Consider the following 11,518-nt stretch of genomic DNA (forward strand, 5'->3'; position numbering starts at 1 on the left):
GGAGAAGACACGTGCAGCTCATGCGCATCGGCGCGCCAGGCGCCGAGAAGCCCGTCGTCCGCGTGGACGAGACCCACTACATCGACGTCTCCGACGTCACCCCCGACTTCGACGAGCGGTTCTTCGCCCGGGGCGGCGCCGCCCTGCTCGCCGACCGGGTCGCCGCGGGCCGGCCCCGCGCGTTCGCCGGCGAGCGCGTCGGCGCCCCGATCGCCAGGCCGCACCAGATCCTCTGCATCGGCCTCAACTACAGCGACCACGCCGCCGAGACCGGCCAGGCCGTCCCCGACGAGCCGATCCTGTTCACCAAGTCACCCAACACCCTCGTCGGGCCGTACGACGACGTGCGCATCCCGCGCGGCTCCACCAAGACCGACTGGGAGGTCGAGCTCGGCATCGTCATCGGCAGGCGCACCTCCTACCTCGACTCGGTGGAGGAGGCCCGCGACGCCATCGCCGGCTACTGCGTGGTCAACGACGTCAGCGAGCGCGCCTTCCAGATGGAGCGCGGCGGCCAGTGGAGCAAGGGCAAGTCCGCCGAGACCTTCAACCCGGCCGGTCCCTGGCTCGTCACCCCTGACGAGATCGCCGACGTCACGAACCTCGGCATGTGGCTGACGGTCAACGGCGTGCGCCGCCAGACCGGCACCACCAAGACGATGATCTTCGACCCGTACGTCATCGTGCACCACCTGAGCCAGTTCATGGTGCTGGAGCCGGGGGACCTGATCAACACCGGCACCCCGCCCGGGGTCGGCATGGGCCAGAACCCGCCCGTCTGGCTCCGGCCCGGCGACGTGATGGAGCTGGGCATCGACGGCCTGGGCAGCCAGCGCCAGAAGGTGATCGGCCCCCGGTGACGCGGGCGCTGGTGTTGACCGGCCCGGGGGAGGCGGAGGTCCAGGAGGTCGAGCCGCCGGTCGCCGCGCCCGGGGAGGTGGTGGTGGACGTCGAAAGGGCCGGCGTGTGCGGCACCGACGTCGAGCTGTTCACCGGCCACATGAGCTATCTGAGCACCGGCCGGTCCCGTTACCCGTTACGGCCGGGCCACGAGTGGTGCGGGCGCGTCACCGCCGCCGGCGAGGGCGTCGACCCCGCCTGGCTCGGCCGCCGCGTCACCGGCGACACCATGCTCGGCTGCGGCCACTGCGCCCGCTGCCGCGCCGGCCGCCACCACGTGTGCGCCGAGCTGGCCGAGATCGGCATCAGCCGGGGCCGCCCCGGCGCGCTGGCCGAACAAGTCGCCCTGCCCGTCACCGCCCTGCACCGGCTGCCGGACACCGTGGACCCCGCGCTCGGCGCCCTCGTCGAACCCGGCGGCAACGCGCTGCGGGCCGTCCGCGGCGCCGCCCTGGATCCGGGCGAGCGGCTGCTGGTCCTGGGGACTGGCACGATCGGCCTGCTGGCGGCGCTGTTCGCCCGCGCCCAAGGCGTCGAGGTCCACCTGATGGGCCGCGACGACGAGGGCCTGCGCCTGGCCGCGGACCTCGGCTTCACCGGCGCCTGGACCAGGGCGTCGCTGCCCGCGCTGCCCTGGCACGCCGTCATCGACGCCTCCAACGCGCCCGGACTGCCCGCACTCGCGCTCGACCTCGTCGAACCCGCCGGTCGCCTCGTCTACATCGGCCTGGCCCGGAGCCCGTCCACCCTCGACACCCGCGACCTCGTACTCAAGGACGTCACCGCCGTCGGCATCCTGGGCGGCTCGGCCGGTCTGGCCGGCGCGATCGCCGCCTACGCCGACGGCTCGGTGGACGCCCGCCCGCTGGTCGCGGCCACGGTCGGCCTCGCCGATACGGCCGGCGTGCTCGCCGGCCGCCGTCCCGGAGGCGCCGGTCCGAAGATCCACATCGACCCCCGGCGCTGACGCCGCCTGGACAACCCTTCGCTCGGCATGATCACATATGGCGCTGTTCGCTTGCGTCTCCAAGTGAAAGGCGTTCATGTGTTAAAACGAAGTGTTACGGGGCTCTTAGCCCTTGTCGTCCTGGTCCTCGGTACCGGCATGCCGGGCGCGGCGGCGGACGGCGGCGCCCCCACAGACCCCGGGCCCGTCTACAAGACGGTCACCGACAAGAGCGCGAAGCTCTCCCTCCAGACGTTCGGACGCCCGGACGGGAAGGACATGGTCTTCCGGATCTCCGGCTCGGTGTACGCGAACATCGAGGGCAACAGCCTGGACCCGGAGCTACGCCACGGCCAGAAGCTCTTCAACATCGAGGGTTACAACATCCGGCGGCTGTACCGGGTCCCCGGGACGACCCAGCTCTACCAGCTCTCCCGCGAGATCGTCTTCTACACCGACCCGGCCGACCCGAAGCACGTCGTGCGCACGTGGAAGAACCCGGTCGACGGCAAGACGTATCCCGTCGTCCCCATCAACAACGACACGGTCAACTTCGGCCCGTTCCCGATCACTTCCTCCTACGTCGGCCCGCCGCTGCAGCGCCTGCACGACGAGACCGTGTGGACCAGCGACATCCCCGTGAGGACGGACTTCGGCGCCACCCTCGGCGAGCGGTTCGGCCTGGTCGGCGGCGTGTACGCGGCGCAGGAGATGTTCGACTTCTCCGTGGACGACCGCGAGGTGGCGGCCCGCACCAAGCCCGGCGTCCCGTCCGGCGCGATGAAGACGAAGATCAGCTGGTCGCGGACCAGCCCGTGGGCGCCGTTCATGTGCCTGGCGGAGACCGACGTGCGCGGCCAGCTCACCTACCACGCCCGCAGCTGGTCGCTGAGCTCGTACGCCGACATCGAGCCGTGGCTGCGGGCCGAGGTCGAGAAGAGCCATCCGCTGTACAAGGCCGCCCCCGGCGCGCCTGGGCCGAGCGAGAACTCGTGGACGTCCTTCTACAACAAGCAGCTCGGCAAGGGCGCCACCACCTGGGCGAGCTGGTGCGCCGCCAACGGCCGCGCCTGAACCGCCCGCCAAGGCGGAGCCACGACGGCTCCGCCTGGTAGGACGCGTCAGGCCACGGGATGCGGCGCGGTGCGGGACCGGGTGGCCATCAGGTGGTCGATGAGCGCCAGCAGCACGTCGCGCCCCGCCGCCCGGTCGCGGGCGTCACCGAGCACCAGCGGCACCTGCGGGTCGAGGTCGAGCGCCTTGCGGATCTCCTCCCGCGTCCGGTCACGGACACCGTGGAAGCAGTTGACGCCGACGACGAAGGGGATGCCGCGGCTCTCGAAGAAGTCGATCGACGCGAAGCTCACCTCCAGCCGGCGGGTGTCCACCAGGACGACCGCGCCCATCGCCCCGTTGACGAGGTCGTTCCACATGAACCAGAAGCGCTCCTGGCCGGGCGTGCCGAACAGGTAGAGCACGAGCTGCCTGTTGATGGTGATGCGGCCGAAGTCCAGCGCGACGGTGGTGGTGGACTTGCCGCCCACGCCCTCCAGGTCGTCGACGCCGACACTGGCGTGGGTCAGGTACTCCTCCGTGCGCAGGGGGGCGACCTCGCTCACCGCGCCGACCAGGGTCGTCTTCCCGACGCCGAAACCGCCGGCGACCAGGATCTTCACTGCCAGGGGAGCGGCGTCCGCATGGTCAGAGTTCGCGTAGCCCATCCCTCACCGCCTCAAGGATTGCCATGTCGGGGAAACCGCCTGCCTGTGCGAAGGAGAGCGGCGGCCGGGCCAGCACCTGACCCGACTCGATCAGGTCGCCGATGAGGATCTTCGTCACCGACACCGGCAGGTTCAGCGCGGCGGCGACCTCGGCCACCGCCAGCGGCCGCTTGCAGAGCGTGAAGATGGTGCGGTGCTCCGGCTGCATCCTTCTCCGGCCGCGCGCGGCTTCCGGAAAGGCCTCGGAGACCGTCGTCACCAGGGTGATCAGCGCCAGGTCGTCCCGCTCGGGCGCGGTCCGTCCGCCGGTGATCGTGTAGGGACGGACGAGGGACTCGTCGGCGTCTTCGTCCTCGAAGCCCTCCGTCCAGTGCCTCATCCGTGTCTCCCCCCGTCATGCGGGGAGCGCGCCTCGGTGCCCAGCGCCTGGCCCACCTGCTGGATCAGGGTGTGCATCGCGACGCTCATCAGCTCGGCGTCGACCTCCTGGGACGCGACCACGGCCAGATGGGTCCCCCGGCCCGCGGCCGTGACGAACAGCCACAGGTCGGCCATCTCGATGATCACCTGGTGGACCGGGCCGCCGCTGAACAGCTGCCCGACGCCGCGGGCCAGGCTCTGCTGGCCGGTGGCGATCGCGGCCAGGCGTTCGGCGTCCGCGCGTTCGATGGTCCTGGACCGGCTGATCACCAGGCCGTCGTCGGACAGCACGATGGCGTGCCGGGTGCCCGCGACCCGGTCGACCAGGCCGTCCAGGAGCCAGTCCACGTCTATGTTCGTGGCGGTGGTGCGCTGCGTCATCATCGATCTTCCGTCGTAGGGGAACTGGACTCGGCGGATCCGCCCTGCCCGGGCCGGGAGGCGTCGTCACCGGTCCGGCGCTTGCGGGACTGCCTCTGGAAGGCGCCGATCGCGGCGCTGGACCGGCCGGGCTGGTCGCGCACGGCGAACTCCTGGCCGGTCCGTTCGTCTCTGGCCGCCGGGACCTTGAGCTCCGCGGCGAGGCTGGCCTGGCGCACCCGCTGGGGGAGCGGCCGGAGGCCGGACGACGCCGGCGCGTCGTCCCGTTCCGGTGACGCCGAGGCGGTCACGTGCGCCATCGCGCGTCCCCTGGAACGGGCCGGCAGATCGCCGTCCTCGTGAGCCGGGCGGGCGTCTTCCCGGGGACTGGAGACCTCCTCGGGAACCGGCACCGCGCGGGGCCGGTCCACCACCAGCGACTCGGGGATCAGCACGATGACCCGGGTGCCGCCGAAGGCCGACGACCGCAGCTCCACCTTGAGCCCCAGGCCCGCGGAGAGCCGGGCGACCACGTACAGGCCGAGACGCACGTCGTCGGCGTGGGTCATCACGTCGAGCCGCGGCGGCGACCGCAGCAGGTCGTTGGCGGCGTCGTACTGCTCGGGCTCCATGCCCAGGCCCCGGTCCTCGATCTCCACGGCGACGCCCCGGCTGACCGGCGCGGCGCGCACCTCCACGGGGGTCAGCGGCCTGGAGAAGGCGGTGGCGTTCTCCATGAGCTCGGCCAGGACGTGGACCAGCGGTCCGACCGCGCGTTCCGCGATCCAGGACTCGCCCTCGACGTCGATCGCGATCCGGCGGTAGTCCTGGACCTCGCCCTGCGCGGCGCGCAGGACGTCGAGCAGGTGGACGGGCTTGCGCCAGCGGCGCTGCGGCTGCCCGCCGCCGAGGATCACCAGGTTCTCCTCGTAGCGGCGCAGCCGGGCGGTGAGGTGGTCCAGGTCGAACAGGCCCTCCAGCACCTCGGGGTCCTCGTGCCTGCGCTCCAGCTCGTCCAGCTTCTTCAGCTGCAGGCCGATGAGGATCTGGGTGCGGCGGGCGATGCGCTGGAGCATGCGCTGGAAGCCGCGGTGCTGCTCGGCCTGCCGCACGGCGGTGAGCACGGCGCTGCGGCTGGCCAGGTTGAGCGCCTGCCCGAGCTCGCCGAGCTCGTCGGGGGTGGGCTGGAGCGTGCGCACCTCCGCGTCCACGTCGACGTCCTCGCCGCGTTCGAGCCGGGCGACCACGTCGGGCAGCCGCTCCTGGAGCTCGTGGGCCTCGTGGCGCAGGTGCAGGATGCGACGGCGGAGAATGGCGGTGAGCCGCCAGCTGGTGAAGATCACCAGAGCCAGGGCGAGCAGGCCGACGCTGGAGATGCTGACGAAGACGGTGAAGACCATGCGGGCGTGGTCGTAACCGATCTTGCTGACGTTCTCGAACCGGAGGTCGATCAGCTGCCGCAGCTGCCCGGTGACCGCCTCCGCGGAGGAGCGCCAGGCCACGCTGTCGCCGCGGAGCGTCACCTGGTCGCCCTCGGGGGCGCTGGTGACCAGCCGCTCCTCCATGGCGGTCATGGTCGCCCACGCCTTGCCGTCCGTCAGCTTCGCGTACGGGGTCTCGTCGCCCTTGAGAGCGGGGATCACCCGGGAGCGCATGAGGTGGTTCCTGGCGCCGACGGCGTCGGAGACGAGGACGTACTCGTCCCTCGTCAGGCGCCCCGTCCCCCAGCCGCGGGCCAGCACGGCGTCTTCGCGGCCGAGCAGGTTGACGACCCAGTAAAGGTCGCTCAGCGCCTGCGCCTCCCTGTTGACCTGGCCCTCGTCGGTCCTGCCGAGCGTGGTCAGCACGCCGAGGCCCGACTCCAGGACGCCGCTGTAGTAGTCGAACGCGCGCTGCGCGCCGGACCGGCCGGCGTCCACCGCCCGGCGCTGCTCGGCGAGGAGGCCGAGGCCGCGATCGGTCCTGGCGATGGCGTCGGCGAGCCCCTCCTGCGCGTCGGGGACGTCCAGGGCGGTCAGCGGACGGAACGCCGCCACGGCCTGGTCGGTCACCCGGCGCTGCTCGGTGAGCTCGGCGCGGGCGCTCGCCGAGCCGGCCAGCACCTCCGCGGTGAGCCGCCGCTCTTGGTCGAGGCCGAAGAACAGGGCGGACGCGGGTACGCCCACCGTGGTGGTGGCCAGGTCCATCTGGGCCTTCTCCGCCTGCCACTGCGTGAACAACTGGTTCATGCCCGAAGCGAGCAGCGGGGCGAAGGTCAGGCTCGGCACGAACACGACGATGAGCAGCACGGTGCGCAACGGCAGCCGCCGGACACCGCCCCGTCGCCGCGGGCCGTCGCCGGACGGCCCCGCTAACCCGTTCCCGTCGTCCATCGTCCCCGTCCGTTGTCGCCCGGTCCTGCCTGACTCAGCCACGTGCGGGACACTCTCCTCGGCGATCGGTGCGTTCTTGGAGAAGATCGCCGCATCGGCGACCGATGCCCGATCGTAGCCATGAGGCAGTTGAGTCGAAAGCCCCCGATTTGCCAGTACGGGTCGGGCTTCCCGGAGTGCTCTGACCGGTGGGCGCCCTGAGATGTGGGATCGCGCGTCAGGGACCGGAGGACGCGAGCCGGCGTACGGCTTCGATCAGCTCGGCCCGGTCGGCGGCGCCGGCGAAACTGAGGCGCAGGTAGGCGGCGGGGAGCTCGGTGGCGAAGAAGCGGTCGCCGGCGCTGACGGCGACGCCGTGCTGACGGGCCGTGCCGGCGACCGTGGTTTCGTCGGCGCCGTGCGGCAGGCGGACCCAGAGGTGGAGCCCGCCCGCGGGGACGCGGTCGAGTGTCCAGCCGGGGAGCTCGCGCGTGACGGCGGCCGCCAGCGTCCCGCACCGCTCCCGCAACGCCACCGCCAGGGCGCGGACATGCCGTTCCCAGGCCGGAGAGCTGAGGAGTTCGAGCGCCGTCTCCTGGAGCGGGCGGCTGATGAAGAAGTCGTCGACCAGCCGGACGGCGCGCAGGCGCGCCATCACGGGGCCCCGGGCCACCAGGGCGCCGATGCGCAGGCTCGGCGCCGCCGGTTTGGTGAGCGAGGTCAGGTAGATCACGGTGCCGTCGCGGTCGTCGGCCAGCAGGGGCGGCGGCGCCGGCGTGCCGTGGCCGAGGTGCCGCGCGAAGTCGTCCTCGATCACGAACGCGCCCGCCGCCCTGGCCGCGTCGATGATCTCCCTGCGGCGTGGCGGCGCCAGCACGGCGCCGGTGGGGTTGTGATGGGTCGGCTGGCAGTAGAGCAGGCGGGCGCGGGTCATGCCGAAGGCGTCGGCCAGGAGGCCGGGCCGCAGGCCGTCGGCGTCCATGGGCACCGGGACCGGGCGCAGGCCGGCCGCTCTGGCCGCCGCGATCGCCCCCGGGTAGGTGGGCGACTCCACCAGGACGGGGTCGCCCGGCCCGGCGATGGCGCGGAACGCCATGGAAAGGGCGCTCTGCCCGCCGGCGGTGACCAGGATGTCGTCCGCGTGCACGCCGTCGCCGGCCATGGTGGCGAACACGCTGCGCAGGGCCGCCAGGCCGCCGGCGGGGGCGCGGTCCCAGGCGTCGGGGCGGCGCGCCGCGCGGGCCAGCGCCGCGGTCAGGATCTTGCCGGGCTGGAGCGACCGATGCAGGTAGCCGCCGTCCAGCATGATCGTCCCCGCGGGTGGCGGGCCGCCGGCGTCGGTGAGGAGGCGGGTGTCCACGCTCCGGTCGGCGAGGGTGACGGTCTGCCAGGAGGTGTCGGCCACCTCGGCGCGCCGCTGGGCGCGGGCGGCGACGTAGGTGCCGCTGCCCGGACGGGTGACCACCACGCCCTCGGCGGCCAGCGTGGCGATCGCCTGCGACACGGTGGCGGGGCCCACCCGGTGGCGCCGGATCAGCTCCCGGCTGCTCGGCAGCCGGTCACCCGGCGCCAGCCGCTCGATCTCCGCGCGAAGCCTGGCCGCCAGCTCGACCGAACTGCTACCGTCTGACATGAGGATCGATAATAGCGCTTCCAGCATCTCCCCAGAACCGCTTCTGGACGTCGCCGCCCTGCGCGCCGACACTCCCGGGGCCGCGGGCGTCGTGCACTTCAACAACGCCGGTTGCGGCCTCATGGCCGCGCCCGTGCTGGCCGCGATGGTCGACCACCTGCGGCTGGAGGCGGACCTCGGCGGGTACGAGGCCGCGGCCGCCCGCGCCGAGCAGGTCCGCGGCTTCTACGCCGAGACCGCCGCGCTGATCAACTGCGCTCCCGAGAACATCGCCTTCGCCGGTAGCGCCACCCACGCGTTCTCCACCGCCCTGTCGGCGATCCCGTTCGAGGCCGGCGACGTCATCCTCACCACCCGCAACGACTTCATCTCCAACCAGATCGCCTTCCTGTCGCTGCGCAAGAGGTTCGGCGTACGGATCGTGCACGCGTCCGACCTGCCCGAGGGCGGCGTGGACGTGGCGGCCATGGCCGCGCTGATGCGCCTGCACCGCCCGCGCCTGGTGACCGTCACCCACATCCCCACCAACTCCGGCCTGGTCCAGCCGGTCGCCGAGATCGGCCGGCTCTGCCGCGAACTGGACCTGCTCTACCTGGTCGACGCCTGCCAGTCCGTCGGCCAGTACCCGATCGACGTCGAGGAGATCGGCTGCGACCTGCTCACCGCCACCTGCCGCAAGTTCCTGCGCGGCCCCCGCGGCTCCGGCTTCCTGTACGTGTCCGACCGGGTGCTGCGCGCGGGCTACGAGCCGCTGTTCATCGACATGTACGGGGCGCGCTGGGTCGAGCTCGGCCGTTACGAGCCGGTCGAGACGGCGGCCAGGTTCGAGGACTGGGAGTTCCCGTACGCCCTCGTCCTCGGCTGCGCGGCCGCCGCGCGCTACGCCCGCGAGGTCGGCATGCACGCCATCGGCCGCCGCACCCCCGCCCTGGCCGCCCGCCTGCGCGACGCGCTCGCCGGCCTGCCCGGGATCCGCGTCCTCGACCACGGCCGGCGCCTGGGCGCCCTGGTCACCTTCGCCGTGGACGGCTGGGAGCCGGAGCCGTTCAAGGCGGCCATGGACGCCCGCCGGATCAACTCGGCGCTCAGCTTCCGCCACTTCGCGCAGTTCGACTTCGGCGACAAGGACGTCGACTGGTGCCTGCGCCTGTCGCCGCACTACTACAACACCGAACAGGAGGTGGACGAGGTCGTCGCGGCGGTCGCCGGCCTCACCGCCGTGGGCCACGGGCGGTAGCCGATCGCCGTCGCCGACGACCGGCTCACCCGCCTTCGAGACCGGCTTCAGCCGTTTCCGGGCCTCACCGTGACGTGCCGGGCGGCACCCGCGTGTTCGGTGGCATCGTCACCATCCCACCAGACCCCGTAGATGTACCTGCCCTCCTGATCGGGTCGGTCGTCGAAGCGGAACGACCCGTTCCTGGCGACCCGCACCGTGCCGAGGTCCTCGACGACGCCATCGGCGCTTTCACGCATCACCGTCAACGACGGGCGTGTGGTGGGCGCCTGGTCGCCGAACTTCAACTCGCCTTTGAAGCGGAGCCGCTTTCCGACGACTCCGTCCACGGGCCCGGTCAACGTCACGAACGCCGACTGCAGGGACACCATCACCGCCACCGATGCCGTGCTCCCTCGGACGCCGGCGGCACCGGGCCAGTTCACGTCATAGCCGACCGTCCCGGCGACCGGCGGGGTGACGGTGATGGTGAACGTACCGTCTGCCGCTGTCCGTGCACGGCGGAGGGCCGTGCTGGTCCCGTCGGGCAGCCGGTGGGACACCTCCAGCCGTTGCCTTCCCGGAGCCGCGCCGTCAGCCCGGGTGAGACGGCCGGTCAGGGTGAGCGGCTCCAGCGCCGTGGCCTCTTCCGGAGCCGTCAAGGTCATGGTCGTCTGCACCAGAGTGGCGTCTTCCAGCCGCCACAGGCGGAGCCTTTCGGAGCCGGGGACCCACAGCACGGCGAAGACGTCATCACCGGCGACGGTCACCCCTCCGCTGATGATCACGGGGCTGGGCCACCCGGTAGGACTCTTCTGCGAGTAGGTCGTGGCCCCCGTGACCACGTCGTACAGTTCGACGCCTCGAGTGGTCCACCCGCCCACGATATGACTGCCATCCGGGCTGACCGCCACGGCTGCCGCATGGCCCTGGGCCGACATGTCCTCGCCGTAGACCCGGACCCTGGTCAGACTCGTGGTGTCCCAGGTCTCGTACCGGTCCGAGAAGGTCAGCACGGCCTTCGAGCCATCCGGTGTGACGGCGAGATCTCTCAGGTTGGTCATGGCATGGGCGCCCTCGTCGATCTCGCCGCGCAACTCGACGGAACCTGCGCTCACGTCGTACACCTGGAGGTCGACTGGTTCGACGCGGGAGTCACCGAGCACCAGCGTGTTCCCCGCGGCGGCGATCAGAGGTGGGGTGTACCTCCCCGTCACGACCGCGACAGGTTGCGGCGCCGGGGCCGACACATCGAGACCGGCGACACCACCGACGCCACGGTCGCACCCGTACGCGGTCCACAGCACATCGCCGGACAGCGACAGACTGACCGGGCACGGGTGCGCCGCGAAGTCGATCCGCCGCGTGACTGCGAGGGTCGCGGTGTCGATCTCGATGACCTCGTGCGACTCATACAGCGCCGCATACACGCGGGTGCCGTCAGGTGCCGCCGCGAGTCCTGCCGGCCCGGCCAGATCGGTGATCGCGCCGACCAGTTCCCCACTGGTGTCCGCGACCACGATCCGGTCATTTCCGGAAACGAAGACCTTGCCTCCTCCAGCGGCCACGTCGCTGTTGCCCCGCCGGTTGTTGATGAAGCCGAGCTCTGTCATCGAGTCGGCGGCCGAGGCCACGGGCGCCACGGCGGTGACGAGGCCGGTCGTCATGGTCATGGCACACAGGAGAGCGACCAGCCGACGTACGGTCCGGGCGATGCCTGACCGTTCCGATGGGGAGAAGCGCACGTGGGTACTCCGTTCCTGGCAAGGACGCGAACGAAAACGATCAAGCCAGAAAACTGATGCCGGGTCAAGATCGATTACGCGTCGCCATCCGACGACGTCGATCAGTCGAACAGTGAGGCTTTTTCGTGCGCCCAGCAGAGCAGGAGGTGAAGCCGTGACATAGCGGTGGATCTTGCTGTTCGTAAGCTCGTCGTCGCTTGCCGGTGGAAGTCCGGTCCGGGTAGCT

General features: G+C 71.8%; 10 protein-coding genes. 4 read left to right on the forward strand and 6 right to left on the reverse strand.

The features are described from left to right. Positions 1-11: 11 nt before the first annotated feature. The 3 genes from AB0K05_RS22955 to AB0K05_RS22965 all read left to right on the forward strand — a co-directional run bounded on the left by AB0K05_RS22955 (position 12) and on the right by AB0K05_RS22965 (position 2,920). Positions 12-860 (forward strand): fumarylacetoacetate hydrolase family protein, encoded by an 849-nt coding sequence (locus AB0K05_RS22955; RefSeq protein ID WP_364231430.1) that lies wholly within the window; start codon positions 12-14, stop codon positions 858-860. After that, a complete protein-coding gene (locus AB0K05_RS22960; RefSeq protein WP_271277747.1) occupies positions 857-1,867 on the forward strand; it encodes an alcohol dehydrogenase catalytic domain-containing protein in 1,011 nt (336 codons plus the stop codon). Before AB0K05_RS22955 ends, AB0K05_RS22960 begins: the two co-directional genes overlap by 4 nt. A gap of 138 nt (positions 1,868-2,005) precedes the next feature. Further along, entirely contained in the window at positions 2,006-2,920 is a 915-nt protein-coding gene (locus AB0K05_RS22965) for a DUF1838 family protein (protein WP_364231434.1), read from the forward strand. 47 nt (positions 2,921-2,967) lie between these two features. Here AB0K05_RS22965 and AB0K05_RS22970 read toward each other — a convergent pair whose 3' ends face one another. The 5 genes from AB0K05_RS22970 to AB0K05_RS22990 all read right to left on the reverse strand — a co-directional run bounded on the left by AB0K05_RS22970 (position 2,968) and on the right by AB0K05_RS22990 (position 8,331). Next, on the reverse strand, positions 2,968-3,567 hold the full coding sequence (locus AB0K05_RS22970; protein WP_148029747.1) for an ATP/GTP-binding protein: 600 nt from the start codon (positions 3,565-3,567) through the stop codon (positions 2,968-2,970). Next, positions 3,548-3,946, reverse strand: a complete 399-nt coding sequence (locus AB0K05_RS22975; RefSeq protein ID WP_148029748.1) for a DUF742 domain-containing protein — start codon at positions 3,944-3,946, stop codon at positions 3,548-3,550. Before AB0K05_RS22975 ends, AB0K05_RS22970 begins: the two co-directional genes overlap by 20 nt. Then, positions 3,943-4,368 (reverse strand): roadblock/LC7 domain-containing protein, encoded by a 426-nt coding sequence (locus tag AB0K05_RS22980; RefSeq protein ID WP_364231470.1) that lies wholly within the window; start codon positions 4,366-4,368, stop codon positions 3,943-3,945. The genes AB0K05_RS22975 and AB0K05_RS22980 overlap by 4 nt, the downstream gene beginning before the upstream one ends. Beyond that, the gene (locus tag AB0K05_RS22985; RefSeq protein WP_364231439.1) at positions 4,368-6,719 is read right to left on the reverse strand and encodes a nitrate- and nitrite sensing domain-containing protein; all 2,352 of its coding nucleotides are present in this window, start codon (positions 6,717-6,719) and stop codon (positions 4,368-4,370) included. The genes AB0K05_RS22980 and AB0K05_RS22985 overlap by 1 nt, the downstream gene beginning before the upstream one ends. Before the next feature lie 217 nt (positions 6,720-6,936). Continuing rightward, positions 6,937-8,331 carry a PLP-dependent aminotransferase family protein gene (locus AB0K05_RS22990; protein ID WP_364231442.1) on the reverse strand — a complete coding sequence of 465 codons (1,395 nt, stop codon included), beginning with the start codon at positions 8,329-8,331 and terminating at the stop codon, positions 6,937-6,939. On the opposite strand from AB0K05_RS22990, the gene AB0K05_RS22995 reads away from it, so the two are divergent. Further along, positions 8,330-9,568: an aminotransferase class V-fold PLP-dependent enzyme gene (locus AB0K05_RS22995; protein WP_364231445.1), complete on the forward strand. Its 1,239-nt coding sequence runs from the start codon at positions 8,330-8,332 to the stop codon at positions 9,566-9,568. The genes AB0K05_RS22990 and AB0K05_RS22995 overlap by 2 nt on opposite strands. Before the next feature lie 47 nt (positions 9,569-9,615). Here AB0K05_RS22995 and AB0K05_RS23000 read toward each other — a convergent pair whose 3' ends face one another. Further along, on the reverse strand, positions 9,616-11,220 hold the full coding sequence (locus tag AB0K05_RS23000) for a hypothetical protein (protein WP_364231448.1): 1,605 nt from the start codon (positions 11,218-11,220) through the stop codon (positions 9,616-9,618). Positions 11,221-11,518 lie beyond the last annotated feature (298 nt).

Source organism: Nonomuraea sp. NPDC049486 (genome assembly GCF_040676925.1).
Taxonomy (GTDB): domain Bacteria; phylum Actinomycetota; class Actinomycetes; order Streptosporangiales; family Streptosporangiaceae; genus Nonomuraea; species Nonomuraea ferruginea.

Bases quoted from the DNA above. Each gene is read 5' to 3' on its own strand.
- AB0K05_RS22965 (WP_364231434.1), top strand. From the start codon at position 2,006: ATGCCGGGCGCGGCGGCGGACGGCGGCGCCCCCACAGACCCCGGGCCC.
- AB0K05_RS22970 (WP_148029747.1), bottom strand. From the start codon at position 3,567: ATGGGCTACGCGAACTCTGACCATGCGGACGCCGCTCCCCTGGCAGTG.
- AB0K05_RS22975 (WP_148029748.1), bottom strand. From the start codon at position 3,946: ATGAGGCACTGGACGGAGGGCTTCGAGGACGAAGACGCCGACGAGTCC.
- AB0K05_RS22980 (WP_364231470.1), bottom strand. From the start codon at position 4,368: ATGACGCAGCGCACCACCGCCACGAACATAGACGTGGACTGGCTCCTG.
- AB0K05_RS22985 (WP_364231439.1), bottom strand. From the start codon at position 6,719: ATGGACGACGGGAACGGGTTAGCGGGGCCGTCCGGCGACGGCCCGCGG.
- AB0K05_RS22995 (WP_364231445.1), top strand. From the start codon at position 8,330: ATGAGGATCGATAATAGCGCTTCCAGCATCTCCCCAGAACCGCTTCTG.
- AB0K05_RS22990 (WP_364231442.1), bottom strand. From the start codon at position 8,331: ATGTCAGACGGTAGCAGTTCGGTCGAGCTGGCGGCCAGGCTTCGCGCG.
- AB0K05_RS23000 (WP_364231448.1), bottom strand. From the start codon at position 11,220: ATGACCATGACGACCGGCCTCGTCACCGCCGTGGCGCCCGTGGCCTCG.